Origin of the sequence: Sinorhizobium terangae (assembly GCF_029714365.1) — a bacterium.
Lineage (GTDB): Bacteria > Pseudomonadota > Alphaproteobacteria > Rhizobiales > Rhizobiaceae > Sinorhizobium > Sinorhizobium terangae.
On record NZ_CP121660.1, the window covers coordinates 1,452,288 to 1,469,033 of the forward strand.

The following is a 16,746-nucleotide window of genomic DNA, read 5'->3' on the forward strand; positions in this document are numbered from 1 at the left end:
CATTGTTTGATTGACATCGCCCGAACGGCGCGTATTGTAACGCAAATTGGTATGACCACTTGGCCACTAGGCCGATAATGGCCTGGATCTGCAGCGAGGATGCGATGTTCTCTGCCGTGGAATCGCGCCGCCTGTATCGGCAGGTGGCGGACCAGATGCGGAGCCTGATCGAGCGCGGCGAACTGGGGCCCGGTTCGCGGCTTCCGGCCGAGCGGGAGCTGGCGCAGAAACTGGGCGTCTCCCGCCCGACCATCAGGGAAGCATTGATCGTTCTGGAGGTCGAAGGCTTTATCGACATCCGCATGGGTTCGGGTATCTATGTGACGGCGCGCAGGGTGCCGGCGCAGGATGTGCCGCCGGAGGATTTCGAAGGTCCGTTCGAATTGCTGCGGGCGCGGGCGGTGGTCGAATGCGCCATCGCCGAAGAGGCGGCCCGGCTGGCGCGCCCCGAACATATCGCCATTCTCGACGACAACCTTGCGCGCATGTCGTCAGCACTCGAGGATCGCCGTCAGGCGCTCGCGCTCGACCGTGAGTTCCATGTCCTCGTATCGAGCATCATCGCCAATCAGACGTTGAACCGTTTTGTCGGCAGCATCCACGACATGCGCATGACGCCTTACTTCGAGAAGCTCGCCAGCTATTTCGAAAACACCGACACCTGGCGGGCCGCGATGGAGGAGCATCGCGTGATCCGCGACGCAATCGCCGCCGGCGATCCGGCCGCCGCACGCGCCGCAATGCGCGCGCATCTCGACCAGTCACAGATTCGCCTGTCGGCGAGCTTCGGGGAGGAGCCGTCCGACAGCACGATACCGGCCGCATGGAGGCGTGTCGGAAGCGATTAGCGCTTTTGCTCAATCACTTCATCTTCGGAGGAGGAAGAGAATGAAATTCAGACTGTTGACGCTGCTGGGTGCGACCGCGGCCATTCTGGCTTCGGCGCTGACCGCCGAGGCCCAGACCGCGCTCAAATGGGCGCATGTCTACGAGACCTCGGAGCCGTTCCACACGGAATCCGTCTGGGCTGCCGAGGAGATCGGCAAGCGTACCGAAGGGCGTTACAAGATCGACGTCTTCCCGGCCTCGCAGCTCGGCAAGGAGGCCGATATCAACCAGGGCCTGAAGCTCGGCACGGTCGATATCATCATTTCCGGTTCAAGCTTTGCCGCGCGCGAATATGCGCCGATCGGCGTTACCTATTTCCCCTATATTTTCCGCGACCCGGCCCATCTGATTGCCTACACCAAGAGCGATGTCTTCAAGCGTCTGGCTCAAGGTTATGAGGACGCATCCGGCAACCACATTACCGCCGTCACCTATTACGGCACCCGCCAGACCACGTCGAACCGGCCGATTGCCAAATGCGCCGACATGCAGGGGCTGAAGATGCGGGTTCCGGACGTACCGGCCTATCTCGCCATGCCGCGCGCCTGCGGCGCCAACACGACGCCGATCGCCTTTGCCGAGGTCTATCTCGCGCTCCAGAACGGCACGGTCGAAGCCCAGGAAAACCCGCTGACGACGATCGAGGCGAAGAAGTTCTATGAGGTGCAGAAGCACATCGTGCTGACCGGCCATATCGTCGATCACCTGAACACGGTGGTGTCGAAGAACCTGTGGTCGCAGCTTTCCGATGCCGACAAGCAGATCTTCACCGAAGTGATGCAGGAGGCCGCGGAGCGCGCCACCAAGATCATCGAGGAGCGGGAGAAGAAACTCGTCGAGACCTTCAAGGAACGCGGCATCGAAGTGACCGAAGTCGACAAGGCCGATTTCGAGTCGACCGTGATGGACAAGGTCAAGCTTGAGGACTTCGGCTACAACAAGGAAGACTTTGAGGCCATCCGCGCCGTCAAGTGAGTGTCTTGATAGCCGAGAGCGGGATGCGGGCGGAAAACCGCTGACACTTTTCCTCGTTCCGCTCTGCCGGCGGCCGCCAGGGTCGCCGGCATTCCGTCCCCACGAACGCCGGATGAACACCATGTCCCAAGAAGTCCATTTGCAGTCGACGCCGGAGGAGCTTGCCCATTCCTTCGAAGATGCCGCCGTGCCGGCCACAAATGTTTCCAACTATGCCATCGAGGATTGGGTCACGCTCGCCTTCTTCTGGCTGATGACCGGATGCGTCTTCCTGCAGTTCTTCACGCGCTACGTGCTCAACAACTCCTACGCCTGGACGGAGGAGATCGCCACCAATTGCCTGATTGGAGTCGTGTTCCTGGGCTCCGTCATGTGCGTGCGCGTCTCGCGGCACATCCAGGTCGACGTGCTTTACCACTATTTCCCGCGGTCCGTGGCCCGCGGCATGGCGATCTTCGTCGATGTCGTCCGGATCGGCTTCTTCGCCTATGCCTGCTGGCTGATGTGGCGCTATGTGGCGGTCGTCGCCAACGAGCGCATGGTGACGGTCGATCTGCCGCGCAACATCGTCTTCTACAGCGTGATGGCCGGCTTTGTGCTGATGCTCATCCGGTCCATCCAGGTCTTCATCGCCAATCAACGCCGCGGCTATTCGGTTCTCGAAAGGCCGGAAGAATTCCACAAGATTGAGGACTGATCCATGCTGCTGCTCGTTGGTTCGTTTCTCGTGCTGATGGTGGTCGGCGTTCCGGTCGCCATCTCGATGGCCGCGGCCTCGGTCCTCTATCTTGTCTTCTACAATGTCGCGCCCGACATCATCGCCGCGCAGCGGATGATCGCCGGCGTGGAGAGCTTCCCGCTGCTGGCGGTGCCATTCTTCATTCTCGCCGGCAACCTGATGAACTCCGCCGGCGTCACAGGCCGCATCTATTCCTTCGCCGTCGCCCTCGTCGGCTGGATGAAGGGAGGCCTCGCGCAGGTCAATATCATCGGCTCGGTGATCTTCTCCGGCATGTCGGGCACGGCACTTGCGGACGCCGCCGGCATCGGCACGATCGAGATCAAGGCGATGAAGGATCACGGCTATCCGGTCGAGGCGGCCGTCGGCGTGACCGCCGCCTCAGCGACGCTTGGACCGATCTTTCCGCCGTCGCTGCCCTTCGTCATCTACGGCATGATGGCGAATGTCTCGATCGGCGCGCTGTTCATGGCCGGCATCGTTCCCGGCGTGGTGATGACGGTGCTGATGATGCTGACGGTGGCGATCTATGCCTACAAGCGCGGCTGGGGTTCGGATACGCCCTTCGAGATGAAACGGCTGCTCTCGGCCTCGCTCGAGGTCGTCGTTGTCCTCGCCGTGCCCGTCGTCGTCTATCTCCTGATGGCGGCAGGCCTGTCGATGAACGCCGCCGTCGGCATCGCCCTCGTCGTGCTTCTTGCGCTCGACTGGTATTTCGACTTTTCCGCCGTCATGGCGCTGATGACCCCTGTGATCCTGATCGGCGGCATGACGATGGGCTGGTTCACGCCGACGGAGGCGGCCGTTGCCGCGGTTCTGTGGTCACTGTTCCTTGGGCTGGTGCGCTACCGCACGATGACCGTGTCGACGCTCACCCGGGCGACCTTCGACACGATCGAGACGACCGCGTCGGTGCTTTTCATCGTCACGGCCGCCTCGATCTTCGCCTGGCTCCTGACCGTCAGCCAGGCCGCCCAGATGCTCTCCGGCGCGATCCTGACCATTACCGAGAACAAGTGGGTTTTCCTGATCCTGGTCAACCTCCTGATGCTCTTCGTCGGCTGCTTCCTGGACACGATCGCCGCGATCACCATCCTGGTTCCGATCCTCCTGCCGCTTTCGGCCCAGTTCGGCATCGACCCGGTGCATTTCGGCCTCATCATGACCCTCAATCTGATGATCGGCCTGCTGCACCCGCCGCTTGGCATGGTGCTCTTCGTGCTCTCGCGCGTGGCGAAGCTTTCGGTGGAGAAGACGACCATGGCGATCCTGCCCTGGCTCTTGCCGCTTTTCATCGCGCTGATCCTGATCACCTTCGTGCCGGCGATCACATTATGGCTGCCGGGCGTCGTCGGACTGATCCGCTGATGGCAGGAGCGCCCATGCACGCGCGTCTCGCCCGGCTCTACGGCCAACGTGATCTGAGGCTCGAGGCCGAGGATGTCGCAGAGCCCGGCGAAGGCGAGGTGCTGCTGAAGATGGCGGCCGGCGGCATCTGCGGTTCCGATCTTCACTACTACCAGGATGGCGGCTTCGGCCCCATCCGGGTGCGCGAGCCGATCATCCCCGGCCACGAGGCTGCCGGCTATGTTGCTGCGCTTGGGGCCAACGTGTCCCGACTTGCAGTCGGCGAGTTGGTGGCGATCAATCCGAGCCAGCCCTGCGGCGCGTGCCGCTTTTGCGCGGAGGGGCTCGCTATTCATTGCCTCAACATGCGGTTCCTGGGCAGCGCCATGCGTTTCCCGCACACGCAGGGCATGTTCCGCGATTGGCTCGTCGTGCCAGTGAGCCAATGTTTTGCCGCGGGCGCACTCATCAGTGCCGGCGAGGCGGCCTGTGCCGAGCCGCTCGCGGTTTGCCTTCACGCCGTGGCGCAGGCCGGGGACCTCAACGGCAAAAAGGTGCTCGTCACCGGCGCCGGGCCGATCGGCGCGCTCGTGGTCGCGGCCGCCCGCCATGCGGGTGCCGGGACGGTCGTCGTGACGGACCTTGCCGATGCGGCGCTTGAGCGGGCAATGGCGATGGGTGCGGCCCGGGCCGTCAACGTCCGGCGCGAGCCGGCGGGCCTTGCCGCCTACGAGGTGGACAAGGGCCAGTTCGACGTGGTTTTCGAATGCTCCGCGGCCGAACCGGCCCTGCGCGGCGCGATCGCCGCGGTCAGACCGCGCGGTCTGATCGTGCAGGTCGGCGTCACGGGCGACATCACCCTTCCGCTCAACGCGATCGTCGGTAAGGAATTGCGCCTCGTCGGATCGCAGCGCTTCGACCGCGAGTTCGCGTTGGCCGTCGACCTCATCGCCCATCGCCGGATCGATGTCCGGCCGATCATTTCACACAGCTTTCCGGTCGAGCAGGCGGTCGCGGCCTTCGAACAGGCCGGCGACCGCTCCGTTGCCTGCAAGGTGCAACTGACATTTCTTTGCTAGGTGAACTCTGTGCGCTGGAACGGATTCGAGCGATCTTGGGACCGCCCCTGTCACGGCACCAACTTTCAGTGGACGGCGAACGCCTGCAAAGTCCTGCCCTCATAATACCGCTCTGACCTACTGCATGATTCCTTAAATCGGAATCGATTTAAGGGTAAAATCACGCAGCAAATCAAAGTGCTACAGCGGCCTTGGCGCGTCGGGTTGGACGCGCGGCGCTGTAAGCCTCCCTTCAGATTTGCTCGCTTCTGGCTATCACCCGCTCCATCGCAGGAATGTTGCAAATCGTTTTGCAAAACGATTTGCAAAACGATTTGTAATCGCTTATTCAACAAGACATGACAACGATTGCTAAAGTCGCGAAACGAGCGGGCGTATCTCTGACCACGGTCTCTCATGTGTTGAATCATGCAGACCGCGTTTCGCTAGAAATGCGTCGGAGGGTAGAAGCGGCGATAGCCGAGCTGGGCTACGTACCGAACCCCCAGGCACAGAGCCTGCGCACGGGGCGGACCAACCTGGTGGCAATGTTGATCCCGGATATCCGCAACCCTTTCTATCCGGAACTCGTGAAAGCCGCGCAATCGGATCTCGAGGCGACGGGGCTGGATCTTTTGATCTTCAACACCGACGTTCCCGGCGGTCACTCGCAGGAGCACAGCCACCAATATCTGAAACAGATACGCAACCGCCGGATCGATGGATTGATCGTCGGCGACTTTGCGCTGCATGGCATGCACGACACATTGATCGGCATAGACATTCCCACCGTCTTCATCGGTGACCTGCCCAATGCGGCGGTCGACAGCGTCAAGATCGACGATTTCGGCGGCGGCTACCAGATGGGTGCTTACCTCGCCAGGAAAGGCCACAAGCGCGTCGCGCAGGTCACGGGCCCGTCCTTCTTTGCCGAGGCCATGGCAAGAGCGGCGGGTTTCGAGCAGGGACTGCGCGATCACGGGGTCGAACCGATCGCCGAGCTGCGGCGCGAGGGCACCTATCTCAGCCCATCGGGACAGGAGGCCGTGGGTTGGCTGGTGGAGACCCATGGCGACCGCCTGCCTTCAGTCATCTTTTTCGGCAATTATCTCATGGCGGCGGGTGCAATCGCCGAATTCCATGACCGCGGCATTCGCATTCCCGACGACGTTGCGATTGCCGTTTTCGGCGACCAGCCACAGCTCGAATATGTGCGGCCGCGCATCGCGCGTGTCGGCAACAGCCCTTCGCTGCTTGCCCATCGAGCGGCCGCCATGCTGCTCGAACGGTTGTCGGGCGAGTATTCAGGGCCGCCTCGCTCGGAGGTGATCCCCTGCATCCTTCACGCCTTCGATACGGCGTAAGGCGAAGCCGTCCCCGGAGGAGGAGCCCCGGGGGTATTTACCAGCAAAACCCGGGAGGAAGTAATGAGTGACAAAAAGAAGGCATTTCCGACACTGACGCGACGCGGCCTGCTCAAGGGCGGTGCGGCGGTGGCCGGCGGCATCGTCGGCCTCGGCGGATTTCCCTATATCAATCGCCTGGCGGTGCGGGCACAGGAAACGCCGCTGAAGTTCTGGCAGTTTTATGCGCCCGGTGGACCGGTGGCGAGCCAGGTCGAATGGTTCGAAAAGACGGTCGCGGACTGGAACGACAGCCACCCGCAGAAGATCGAGCTCGAGTTCATTCCGAACTCCGAGTATATCAGCGGTCCGAAACTGGCAACCGCGTTTGCCTCCGGCGAAGGGCCCGACATCTTCATCATCTCGCCGGGCGACTTCCTGCGCTACTACAATGGCGGCGTCCTCAAGGACCTGACCCCCTTCATCGACGAAGCCACCAGGGCGGATTTTCCGGAAAGCGTCATCGCCAACCGCATGGTGGACGGCAAGGTCTTCGGCATCCCGATGGAGGTCGAACCGATGGCCATGTACTATTCGGTCAAGGCATTCGAGGAGGCTGGCCTCAACGAGAACGACGTTCCCAAGACGTGGGAGGAGTTGCTGGAGGTCGCCAAGAAGCTGACGACACCCGAGCGCTTCGGGGTGATGTTCGAGACCCAGCCGGGCTATTACCAGAACTTCACGTGGTATCCCTTCCTCTGGCAGGGCGGCGGCGAGTTCCAGACGGCGGACGGCAAGAGCAGCTTCGATTCACCGGCCACCGTGCAAGCGCTCAAGTTCTGGCAGGATGCGATCAACAGCGGCGTGGCGCCCCGCCAGATCATGGGTGCGGGCGGGCATGACACCATCGCCAACCTCGCATCTGGCTATGTCGCCATGCAGAACGTCGGCATCTGGGGCATTTCGCAGCTTCAGAGCAATGCCAAGGACTTCCAGTACGGCGTCTTCCGGCTGCCCACCCCGCCGAACGGCAAATATGTGACCGTGGGTGGCGGATGGGCGTTCGTTGCCAATGCCAAAGGCCGCAATTCCGACGCGGCGGGCGAATTCTGCGCCTGGGCGCTCGCCTCCAAGGAACAGGGCTCGATCGATCGGGTCGCTACCTGGTGCACCAAGGGGAAATCCGACATGCCGCCGCGCAACAGCGCGCTGAAGGCTGGCGGCGAGGCCTTCTCGTCGGGCATGATCGGCACGTTCGCCAAGGAGATCCATCCCGGAACCCGGGCGGAGCCGCGCGTGCCGCCGGAGGTCTACAAGATCATCTCCGACGCGATCCAGCAGACGCAACTGGGCGGCGCCGATCCGCAAGCCACGGCGACGGCCGCCTCCCAGCAGCTCGACGCGTTCCTTTCGAGCTACCAGGGCGCGCCGATCCTTTGACGGCCAAACCGGCGGCCGCATTCGATGCGGCCGCCTCAGCAAGCTGGGAATGACGTCATGACAACGATTGCCGAAACGGCCGCGCGGCGCAGGCACGCCGGCCGGACTCGCCTTTCCGCCAAGCACCGCGAGTGGATCGCGGGCTATCTGTTCGTTTTGCCGGACGCATTGGGACTGCTCGTTTTTCTCGGCGTGCCGATGGCACTCTCCCTCGCGCTCAGCGTCTTCGAGGTGAACGGTTTCGGCGGCTATTCCTTCGTCGGTGCGAAGAATTACCTGCGCATGTGGAACGACCCGTTGTTCTGGAAGGGCGCGAAGGTGACCGCCCTCTATGCCGTCATGCTGGTCCCGCTGCTCTACGCATGCGGGCTGGGCCTTGCCCTTCTGGTCCAGCGCACCGACCGCTTCAACACCGTCATGCGTTCGATGTTCTTCGCACCGCACATGGTCAGCCTCGTCGTCGTCGCGCTTGTCTGGCAGTTCATGGTGGTCGACAAGATCGGCGTGGTCAGCAGACTGACGGCCGCACTCGGCATCGGCGGTTTCTCTTTCCTCGGCGACCCCAACTTCGCGCTCATCACCATCGTCCTGGTCAGCGTCTGGTTCCTGATGGGGTTCTACATGCTGATCTTCCTGGGCGGTCTGCAGGACATTCCCCGCCAATATTACGAAGCGGCGATGATCGACGGGGCCGGCGCCATCGCCCGCTTCTGGTTCATCACGCTGCCGCTTCTCAAACCCACGAGCTTCTTCGTGATCATGGTGTCGATGGTGGCAGCCGTCGCAGGCGCACAGGCCTTCGACATCATCTACGTCATGACCAAGGGCGGGCCTGCCAACGCCACGGCGGTGCTGATCGTCTACATCTACCAGCAGGCCTTCGGCTTCGGCGCCTTCGGTTATGCGGCGGCCATGGCCTCCATCCTGGTCGTGGCGCTCATGATCGTGACAGCGGTGTTCTTTGCCCTGACGCGAGGAGGACGTTTCAACCATGAGCAGTAAGCGCCCCCAGCCCTATTTCTCCCGGTCGCAGGTCACGCTGGTGCGTGGCGTCTGGATGCTGGTGACGGCCAGCCTCGCCTTCATGACGCTGTTTCCGCTCTTCTGGATGGTGTCGATCGCCTTCAAGCCGGCGGCGGAGTCGTTCTCTTCGAACCTCATCCCGCAATCGCCGACCCTCGACAATTTCATCTATGTGCTGACCGCCGTTCCATTCATCCGCTACATGACCAACAGCTTCCTGGTGTCGGCCGCGGTGACGATCGTGGCGCTGTTCTTCCACACCATGGCCGGCTATGCGCTGGCGCGGCTGAGATTTCCCGGCCGCGAGGTGCTGTTTCTCTCGATCTTCTCGACATTCCTCGTCTCGCTGCCGGTGATCATTGTGCCGCTCTTCGTCATCGTCAAAGCGATGGGCATGCTCAACTCCTACGCGGGGTTGATCATCCCGGCGATCTTCAATGCCTTCGGCATCTTCCTGCTCAGGCAGTATTATCTGTCGCTGCCGAAAGAGATCGAGGAGGCCGCACGCATCGACGGCGCGGGTTACTGGCGGATCTACTGGAGCGTCATCCTCCCGCTCAGCCGTCCCATCATGTCAGCACTGGCGATCCTGTTTTTCCTGGCCAACTGGAATTCGTTCCTCTGGCCGCTCACCATCACCTCGGACCCCAATCTCTGGGTCGTCCAGCTCGGGATTGCGAATTTCAAGAGCCAGTATTCCGCATCGTGGAACTACATGATGGCCGCCGCCACCATCGTCGCGATCCCGACGCTCATCCTCTTCGTGATCTTCCAGAGGCAGATCATGGATTCCCTCAAGACCAGCGGACTCAAGTAAGCCGCGACAGCACATTGCACAGGAGACATTCGAATGACCAATGCCGGCCTCTCGCCCCTTCGCGGTCTCGCGAAGCTGCGCAACGCGAAAACGCGCCGCTTCTCCAGCTACGACCGCACCGGCGGCAATGACGACAGGCTGCATATCGAACCCGGCAAGACGGTGGTGATCGGCGAGCACGAAGGCGCCGGCATCATCACCCATATCTGGGCGACGCTCGCATGCGAGAGCGAGGATTTCCTGCGCAAGATCGTGCTCAGGGCCTATTGGGACGGTGAGACGGAGCCGAGCATCGAGGCGCCCATCGGCGATTTCTTCGGCATGGGCCATGCCCGCACCGCCAACTATGCCAGCCTGCCGATGCAGGCGAGCCCGGAGGACGGCAAGGCCTTCAACTGCTACTTCCCCATGCCCTTCGGCTCGCACATGAAGTTCACCGTCACCAACGAGGCGGAACACGACCTCCTCTTCTACTACTACATCGATCTCGAGCTTCACGATGTTCTCGAGGAGGACATGGGCCGCTTCCACGCCCATTACCGCCAGGCACGGCCGGCGGGTATGAGCGAAGCCGGCCTGACCAACGAACAGTTCCTCTTCGGCGGCGAGAACGTCGACGGCCGGCAGAATTACACGATCCTCGCAGCCGAGGGGCGCGGCCATTACGTCGGCGTCCTCTACAGCGTCTATTCGCGTCGTCGCTCGGATGTCTGGGATTGGTACGGCGAAGGCGACGACATGATCTTCATCGACGGCGAGCAGGGATTGTCGGTGCCCGATACGGTTCGCAAGCCCGATCCGCGCATCGGTCCCAAAGCGGCGTTGATCGAACCGCGGCCGGAGTCGGAGCCGGGCGACAATGATGCCTGGCCGCCGACCCTGCACGGCACGGGCACGGAAGACTATTTCAACACCGCCTGGTGCCCGACCCAGGACTATAGCGCCCCCTATCACGGCATCATCGCAGCCGGCGGCCCCAACTGGACCGAGCCGGTCACGCTCTACCGCTGGCATATCGAAGACCCCGCTATCTTCCAGAAGAGCATTCGGGTGACAATCGAACATGGTCATGCCAACCGCCGCGCCGACGATATCTCCTCCGTCGCCTTCTGGTACCAGGCAGAGCCGCACAAGCCCTTCGGCAAGTTCCCCGATGTCGCGGAGCGGGTGCCGACCTATCGCCGCCCGTTCCACAACATGGAAGCGGCAATGAAGAAAGCGAGAGGGTGAGATGGCCAGCGTCGAAATCAGGAATGTGGTCAAGCGCTATGGTTCACTGGAAGTCGTTCATGGTGTCTCGGCAGAGATCGCCGACGGCGAATTCGTCGCTTTGGTGGGCCCATCGGGCTGCGGCAAGTCCACGCTTCTGCGCATGATCGCCGGCCTTGAGGAAATCTCCGACGGAGCGGTCGTGATCGGAGGGGACATCGTCAACGAGGTCGCTCCGAAGGACCGCAACATATCGATGGTCTTCCAGAACTATGCGCTCTACCCGCACATGACCGTTGCGGAGAACATGGCCTTTGCACTTCGCCTCGCTCGACTCCCGAAGGACGAACAGAAGAAGAAGGTCGGCGAAGCGGCTACCATGCTTGGCCTGGAGGGTCTGCTCGACCGTTATCCCGGCCAGCTCTCGGGCGGCCAACGCCAGCGCGTCGCCATGGGCCGGGCCATCGTCCGCCGCCCGGAAGTCTTCCTGTTCGACGAACCGCTCTCAAATCTCGACGCAAAGCTCCGCGTGCAGATGCGTGCCGAGATCAAAGGTCTGCACCAGCGCCTGCGCACCACCAGCATCTACGTGACGCATGACCAGATCGAAGCCATGACGATGGCCGACCGCATCGTCGTGATGCGCGACGGCAATGTCGAGCAGATCGGGACGCCGCTGGAGCTTTTCGACAATCCTCGCAATCTCTTCGTCGCGAGCTTCATCGGCAGTCCTGCGATGAATTTCATCAAGGGCGAGGTTGTCGACGGCACGTTCCGAGGGCCCGGCGGCTTCGTTATTCCTGCCGCCAATCTGGCTCATAGCGCACCGGCCGTCGCGGGAATAAGGCCAAACAAGCTGCAAATCGGCGCCACCGGCCCCTCCGCCAAGGTGCTGATCGTGGAACCGACCGGCGACGAAACACACCTTCTGGTGGAGCTTGGCGGAGCACAACTGGCAATGCTGCTTCGCGAGCGCGTCAGCCTCGCACCCGGCGACCAGATCGGTCTCGCCTTCGCTTCCGCGGACGTCCACTTCTTCGACGATCAGAGCACGCTCCGACTTGGCAGGGGCGACCCAAAAGGGGCACCGTGCAGCCACTGATGCAGTGCTTTTGATGTGTGGTTGCTGTAGCTGCCAGTTTTGCAAAGCTCTGAGGGCCGGCCTGCTCGCGGACGGGCTGTTGCTTCGTTGTGTTCCGCTCTCGCAGACAAGTCCGACGCCCGTCCCTGCCAATCGCATGCGTGGCACCAGGGATGAAAGCATCTACACCAGCGCGCCAAGCACCAGCGCCGCATTGGTAAGCTGGTGCAGCAGTTGATCGGCTCCGTGCATTGCCCAGTAGGTCCGGATCGTCGCAGCCTTCCCCATCCTCGCAGCGAAGGAGGTTTCTTTGTTCGGCGGCGCGCCTTACGGTTGCCTCTTCCGATTTCCTTCTCGGGCGAGCTCGCCTATGAGCTTGCGGTTCCGGCCGGCTACGGTGAAAGCGTCGCCGTTGCGTTGATGGAAGCCGGAAAGGGCCACGGCATCATGCCCTACGGTGCCGAGGCGCTCAGTGTTCTGCGCATTGAAAAAGGCCATGTGACGCATAACGAGATCAACGGCACGGTTATCCCGGCCGATCTGGGCTTCGGCAAGATGGTCTCGGCGACCAAGCCCAATTTTATCGGCAAGGCGATGCTGCAGCGCGAGGGGTTGGCTGCGCCCGACCGGCCGCAACTGGTGGGCGTCGTGCCGCTCGACCCGAAGCCGTCGTTCCGCAGCGGTTCGCACATTCTCGCCAAGGGAGCGGCGGCCACGCTCGAGAACGACGAGGGCTATGTGACCTCGAGCGCCCATTCTATCGCGTCCACTATCACACCGGTTCCGGGTGGCGTCGGACCGATGACCATCGCCATGCTAATGGCCAACCGCGTGATTGCCGCTTACAGAGCCTCCAGGGTGAAACTTCCCGAGCAGCTTTCAACGCTGATATCTGGTTGACTGCAGGCCGCTACAACACGCTTCTACGTCGCAAGCCCGACCATGAAAAAAGGTTGCCGCCGGTATCTGCTCGACTTGCAGCCGAGTCGGGGCCTGGGAGGCAGACGGGAAATCTGAGTTCGGACGGTGATGACTTTCGCTCTCCGAAGCGATGTCGGGGAAGCGTGTTACATTACTCAGCCTCGATCCCAACCCGCGCGTAAGCTTCTGGCGGAGCATCATTGGCGCGCATGAGATCCTGCATGAGACGGGTCATTGCCCCCTCGATCTCCGGGGAGACAAGGGGCGTATTCTGTCCCGGATCATTAGCAAGATCGTAGAGCCGGGTTTCACTCTCGAGAAGCGCGCCGGGACCGTAGTTGTCGTACATCGGCGACCGCTCTATCACCGGTACCTTGAGGACAGGGGCTCCCTTCGTGAACGGCAACGGCTGTTGAAGCGAGGCTCCGGCGAGTTCCTCCGGGGTGAACGGCTCCCAGATGTGCGTCGGCATCAGTGTGTATTGATAGAGCTCCTGCGAGCGAGGGTCTGGCGGGAAGCGGTGATAGGTGTATCGTCCGTCGGTCGCGTTGATCGCGCCACCGAAATAGCCGAAGAGGGCGCCGCGCCGCAGCGAGCGATCGGCGTCGAACAGTGGCAGCAGGGAATGCCCCTCCATCTCGGCAACGGCCGGAACGCCGAACAGATCGAGGAATGTTGGCGCGAGATCGATGGTCTGGGTCAGAGCCGAACGCCGAACGCCCGCGCTTCCCGGGCGGCGCGGATCGTAGGCGAAGAGCGGGATATGCACGATCTCCTCATACATGTTCATCCGGTTCTTGGCCCAGAAATCGTGCTCGCCGAGCAGAAAGCCGTGATCGGTCGTGACGACAAGTGCGGTGTCGCGCCAAAGGTCGTGCTGATCGAAATAATCGAGTAGCTGCCCGATGAGGAAATCGCAAAGCGCAACGAGGGCGTAATAGTTGGCGCGCAGTTCCTCGCACTCTTCCGGCAGTTCGTCGACGCGGCCGTAGCGTGGCCAGTCGCGAATCGGGCCGTTCCAGCCCGTCGTGAATGCCTCGCGAAACCGCTCCGGCGCAGTGAAGGGCTCATGGGGGTCGAACGTCTCGATCTGCAGGAGCCAGTTGTCCGCTGTCCTGTTTCGCTCGATAAACTCCAGGCCGGCGGCGAAGCATTGCATCGACGGGAAGTCGCTCTCCTCCTTGATGAACTCGCGGTTCACGATGTTGCGGCGAAACTTGTCGCGTGCCGACTGGCTGAATTGCCGCTCATGATACATCTGACGCAGGCGTTCCCAGGGTGGCTGCACCATCGCCTTCCACGGATCGCCCTCCTGCCCGCGGATGAAATCGTAGCTGTCATACCGGGTGTGATAGGTGGCGCCACCGTCCTCGAAATAGTGGAAGTGGTCGGTGACCAGATGGCTGTAACAGCCGGCCTCACGCAACAGCTCGGGAAAGGAATTGTCGAACGGCTCGAGTGGCCCCCAGCTCCGGTGAAGGAAGCTGAGCCGTCCAGTCTGCAGGTCGCGGCGCGCCGGCATGCAGGGCAGGCTGCCGACGTAGTGGCGCTCGAACGTCGCGGCACGCCCGGCCAGTCGGGAAAAATTGGGCGTCGGGACCCGCTGCCCCCGGTATGGGGCGAGCACGTGACGGTTGAGCGAGTCAAAGAGTACGAACACGGCGTTCATCGTGTCTCGGCTGTCCCTCATTCAGAGCTGCCGAAAGCAGCATGTCGTGCGAACGTCCCAGCCTCCCATTCTCGCCGAAAAGAGCTCGGCCGCAACCGGATTGTAATGGCCCCGGGGACCACCCCACCACCTGCAGGCGATCAGCGCGAGCTATCGGCTATGGTCGGCTCGCCTCTGACCGCGCCGTGCGTCTTATCAGACGGGCAAAGGTCGCCGTAACACTCTCAACTGCTGCATGTTTTTATCCTTCAATCGGATTCGATTTAAGGAAAACATTCAGTAGAGGTCTCAGCCGGTGCGGCCGGCGCGCTTGACGAGCATGGCGATGAACGGCACGTCGTCGCCCGAGATCGTGTCGATGAGGCCGTCGGCGATCCATTGCACGAGGTCCGGCAGGGGATCGCGTCCGCCCCGCCAATACTCGGCGAGCATATCAGGGCGAGGCACGTGTACGCGGTTGCTGAGGCCTGCTTCATGCAATGCCTTCGCATCGTCGGGGTGGAGCATGTCGAGCTCAATCGAAACCGAACTCGCCCTGCACGCCTTCAAAACCCCCACGAGGTCGGCATGGCGAGCGTGGGTGATGGCTTCGGTCCTGAGGTCCGGATGCCGCTCGACCGCACGCTTCAGCATCACATGGTCGAAGCCGATGACAATGACCCGGTCGAGACTACCTGTCGATCGCAGTAAGGCTGCCACCTGATCAACAGCTATGTCCGGGCGCTCTGCCTCCTTGATCTCGAGCACAATACCCATGTTATGCACCTTCGCCCAATCGAGCGCCTCCGCCACGGTCGGTATCTTCGTTCCGGCGAAGGCGGGATGAAACAAGGCCCCCGCATCCAGGCTGCGGATCTGCTCGAGGTTGAGGTCGGCCACAAAGCCGTGTCCGTTTGTCGTCCTGTCGACAGTCAGGTCGTGCAGGATGATCGGCTCACCGTCGGCGGTCAGCACCACGTCGATCTCGACCGTGGTCGCCCCTGCAGCCTTTGCCGCTTCGAATGCCGGCAACGTATTCTCCGGGTAATGGAGGCTGTAGCCGCGGTGGCCACAGACATGGACACGTCCCGCTTCGCGGGCAAGGAAGCTGAAGGCCATATTCGAGATCCTACATCGTTATGACACGACTTCCAGACCGTGCGCCCTGACTGTTTCGCGAACAACAAGCTCAACCGGCACGTAGGCCGAAATCGGCGGCGAGTCGGGATCGGCGAGGCGCCGGTCGAGTATCGATACGACGTCATGGGCAATTCGCCGTGGATCCTGCCGCAGAGTGGTCAGACGGTAGGAAGCCCATGCGGCGACGGGCACATCGTCAAAGCCGATGACTGAAACGTCGGCGGGCACGCGCAAGCCCGCACCGCGAAAGTGGTCGAGCGTTCCGAATGCCATGAGATCGTTCACGCAGAAGACCGCGTCGGGTGCAGGCCCGCTCTCCAGCAGCTGTCGCGCCGCCTCCCGCCCGCCATCATAGTCGGCAAGGGCCGCCCGAACGATCGTCGCTTCGAATCCGGAAGCCGCAGCACACTCGGCGAAGGCGTGCTCGCGGGCAAAGAGGGAGGGGCTCGGGTTTATCCTGTTGATCACGGCGAAACGAGAGGCTCCTGTCAGGCGCAGGGCCTCGAAGGCCTGCTGTGCTCCGTCCCTGTCATCACAATGGACGCTGTCGAGGCCGGTCTCGGCCCGATTGATCAGGATCAGCGGCTGTCCATTTCGCCGCGTGAGCTCGACAAGACTGGTCGGCGGCGAACCCGAGAGGAAGACGGTAGCCTCCGCCCGATAGCGGAGCAGCTGACGTGTTGCATTCGCAATGTCGTCCGCAGTGGGACCGATGCTGATGATCGCCGGTACGTTGGAGCGCTCGATCAATGCGTGCGACAGAGCCGCGATCATCTGGGCCCGGAATGGAGTTTCGGCGTCCGAGGTCACGAGCCCGACCAGCCGGCTGCGATTGGCCAGAAGCCCGCGTGCGAGATCGTTGACCTGATATCCGAGCGCCGCGGCTGCCTCGCGCACCCGCGCCAGCGTTGCTGGCGCGATGCTTGCGCCAGGGGTGAAGGCCCGCGAAACCGCCGACCGGGACACGCCGGCAAGCTCGGCGACCGCGTGGGCGCTCACAAAGCGGCCCGGGTTGCTGTCTCTGGTATCCGACACCGTTCGACTCCGCTGGACATTCCCCAAAGCGCATTCATAATCGTGTTGCACAGCATTGCAACAATCAATGACGGCACGATGC

15 protein-coding genes and 1 pseudogene are annotated in these 16,746 nt (G+C 62.3%); 13 read left to right on the plus strand and 3 right to left on the minus strand.

Going from position 1 to position 16,746, the window contains the following annotated elements:
- Nucleotides 1-104: 104 nt before the first annotated feature.
- The 13 genes and pseudogenes from QA637_RS25375 to QA637_RS25435 all read left to right on the plus strand — a co-directional run bounded on the left by QA637_RS25375 (nucleotide 105) and on the right by QA637_RS25435 (nucleotide 12,820).
- Nucleotides 105-848 carry a FadR/GntR family transcriptional regulator gene (locus QA637_RS25375; protein WP_283065469.1) on the plus strand — a complete coding sequence of 248 codons (744 nt, stop codon included), beginning with the start codon at nucleotides 105-107 and terminating at the stop codon, nucleotides 846-848.
- Nucleotides 849-888: 40 nt separating this feature from the next.
- Complete coding sequence (locus QA637_RS25380) at nucleotides 889-1,863, plus strand: sialic acid TRAP transporter substrate-binding protein SiaP (RefSeq protein ID WP_153437971.1); 975 nt, start codon at nucleotides 889-891, stop codon at nucleotides 1,861-1,863.
- A gap of 121 nt (nucleotides 1,864-1,984) precedes the next feature.
- Nucleotides 1,985-2,560 (plus strand): TRAP transporter small permease, encoded by a 576-nt coding sequence (locus tag QA637_RS25385; protein WP_153437969.1) that lies wholly within the window; start codon nucleotides 1,985-1,987, stop codon nucleotides 2,558-2,560.
- A gap of 3 nt (nucleotides 2,561-2,563) precedes the next feature.
- On the plus strand, nucleotides 2,564-3,970 hold the full coding sequence (locus QA637_RS25390) for a TRAP transporter large permease (RefSeq protein WP_283065473.1): 1,407 nt from the start codon (nucleotides 2,564-2,566) through the stop codon (nucleotides 3,968-3,970).
- Between the two features lie 14 nt (nucleotides 3,971-3,984).
- Nucleotides 3,985-5,028, plus strand: coding sequence for an L-idonate 5-dehydrogenase (locus tag QA637_RS25395; protein WP_283065475.1), 1,044 nt, complete (start codon nucleotides 3,985-3,987; stop codon nucleotides 5,026-5,028).
- A gap of 338 nt (nucleotides 5,029-5,366) precedes the next feature.
- On the plus strand, nucleotides 5,367-6,371 hold the full coding sequence (locus QA637_RS25400) for a LacI family DNA-binding transcriptional regulator (protein ID WP_153437963.1): 1,005 nt from the start codon (nucleotides 5,367-5,369) through the stop codon (nucleotides 6,369-6,371).
- A gap of 63 nt (nucleotides 6,372-6,434) precedes the next feature.
- The gene (locus QA637_RS25405) at nucleotides 6,435-7,790 is read left to right on the plus strand and encodes an ABC transporter substrate-binding protein (protein WP_153437961.1); all 1,356 of its coding nucleotides are present in this window, start codon (nucleotides 6,435-6,437) and stop codon (nucleotides 7,788-7,790) included.
- A 57-nt stretch (nucleotides 7,791-7,847) separates the two neighbouring features.
- A complete protein-coding gene (locus QA637_RS25410) occupies nucleotides 7,848-8,792 on the plus strand; it encodes a carbohydrate ABC transporter permease (RefSeq protein WP_153437959.1) in 945 nt (314 codons plus the stop codon).
- A complete protein-coding gene (locus tag QA637_RS25415) occupies nucleotides 8,782-9,630 on the plus strand; it encodes a carbohydrate ABC transporter permease (protein WP_153437957.1) in 849 nt (282 codons plus the stop codon). The genes QA637_RS25410 and QA637_RS25415 overlap by 11 nt, the downstream gene beginning before the upstream one ends.
- A 33-nt stretch (nucleotides 9,631-9,663) precedes the next feature.
- Nucleotides 9,664-10,860 carry a glycoside hydrolase family 172 protein gene (locus tag QA637_RS25420; protein WP_153437955.1) on the plus strand — a complete coding sequence of 399 codons (1,197 nt, stop codon included), beginning with the start codon at nucleotides 9,664-9,666 and terminating at the stop codon, nucleotides 10,858-10,860.
- Nucleotide 10,861: 1 nt separating this feature from the next.
- Nucleotides 10,862-11,941, plus strand: a complete 1,080-nt coding sequence (locus QA637_RS25425; RefSeq protein ID WP_283065477.1) for an ABC transporter ATP-binding protein — start codon at nucleotides 10,862-10,864, stop codon at nucleotides 11,939-11,941.
- 253 nt (nucleotides 11,942-12,194) lie between these two features.
- Nucleotides 12,195-12,694 (plus strand): annotated as a pseudogene (locus tag QA637_RS25430) (sarcosine oxidase subunit alpha); the annotation flags it as partial.
- Complete coding sequence (locus tag QA637_RS25435; protein ID WP_283067346.1) at nucleotides 12,692-12,820, plus strand: hypothetical protein; 129 nt, start codon at nucleotides 12,692-12,694, stop codon at nucleotides 12,818-12,820. The pseudogene QA637_RS25430 and the gene QA637_RS25435, both read left to right, overlap by 3 nt.
- A gap of 172 nt (nucleotides 12,821-12,992) precedes the next feature.
- Here QA637_RS25435 and QA637_RS25440 read toward each other — a convergent pair whose 3' ends face one another.
- From QA637_RS25440 to QA637_RS25450, 3 genes are all read right to left on the minus strand, one after another.
- The gene (locus QA637_RS25440; protein ID WP_153438034.1) at nucleotides 12,993-14,510 is read right to left on the minus strand and encodes a sulfatase family protein; all 1,518 of its coding nucleotides are present in this window, start codon (nucleotides 14,508-14,510) and stop codon (nucleotides 12,993-12,995) included.
- A gap of 288 nt (nucleotides 14,511-14,798) precedes the next feature.
- Nucleotides 14,799-15,608: a glycerophosphodiester phosphodiesterase gene (locus QA637_RS25445; protein ID WP_283065479.1), complete on the minus strand. Its 810-nt coding sequence runs from the start codon at nucleotides 15,606-15,608 to the stop codon at nucleotides 14,799-14,801.
- 18 nt (nucleotides 15,609-15,626) lie between these two features.
- The gene (locus QA637_RS25450; protein WP_283065481.1) at nucleotides 15,627-16,664 is read right to left on the minus strand and encodes a LacI family DNA-binding transcriptional regulator; all 1,038 of its coding nucleotides are present in this window, start codon (nucleotides 16,662-16,664) and stop codon (nucleotides 15,627-15,629) included.
- Between the last annotated feature and the right edge of the window lie 82 nt (nucleotides 16,665-16,746).

Excerpts from the sequence above, each read along its gene's own strand:
- QA637_RS25375 (WP_283065469.1), top strand. The coding sequence starts at position 105 with ATGTTCTCTGCCGTGGAATCGCGCCGCCTGTATCGGCAGGTGGCGGAC.
- QA637_RS25380 (WP_153437971.1), top strand. The coding sequence starts at position 889 with ATGAAATTCAGACTGTTGACGCTGCTGGGTGCGACCGCGGCCATTCTG.
- QA637_RS25385 (WP_153437969.1), top strand. The coding sequence starts at position 1,985 with ATGTCCCAAGAAGTCCATTTGCAGTCGACGCCGGAGGAGCTTGCCCAT.
- QA637_RS25390 (WP_283065473.1), top strand. The coding sequence starts at position 2,564 with ATGCTGCTGCTCGTTGGTTCGTTTCTCGTGCTGATGGTGGTCGGCGTT.
- QA637_RS25395 (WP_283065475.1), top strand. The coding sequence starts at position 3,985 with ATGCACGCGCGTCTCGCCCGGCTCTACGGCCAACGTGATCTGAGGCTC.
- QA637_RS25400 (WP_153437963.1), top strand. The coding sequence starts at position 5,367 with ATGACAACGATTGCTAAAGTCGCGAAACGAGCGGGCGTATCTCTGACC.
- QA637_RS25405 (WP_153437961.1), top strand. The coding sequence starts at position 6,435 with ATGAGTGACAAAAAGAAGGCATTTCCGACACTGACGCGACGCGGCCTG.
- QA637_RS25410 (WP_153437959.1), top strand. The coding sequence starts at position 7,848 with ATGACAACGATTGCCGAAACGGCCGCGCGGCGCAGGCACGCCGGCCGG.
- QA637_RS25415 (WP_153437957.1), top strand. The coding sequence starts at position 8,782 with ATGAGCAGTAAGCGCCCCCAGCCCTATTTCTCCCGGTCGCAGGTCACG.
- QA637_RS25420 (WP_153437955.1), top strand. The coding sequence starts at position 9,664 with ATGACCAATGCCGGCCTCTCGCCCCTTCGCGGTCTCGCGAAGCTGCGC.
- QA637_RS25425 (WP_283065477.1), top strand. The coding sequence starts at position 10,862 with ATGGCCAGCGTCGAAATCAGGAATGTGGTCAAGCGCTATGGTTCACTG.
- QA637_RS25440 (WP_153438034.1), bottom strand. The coding sequence starts at position 14,510 with ATGAACGCCGTGTTCGTACTCTTTGACTCGCTCAACCGTCACGTGCTC.
- QA637_RS25445 (WP_283065479.1), bottom strand. The coding sequence starts at position 15,608 with ATGGCCTTCAGCTTCCTTGCCCGCGAAGCGGGACGTGTCCATGTCTGT.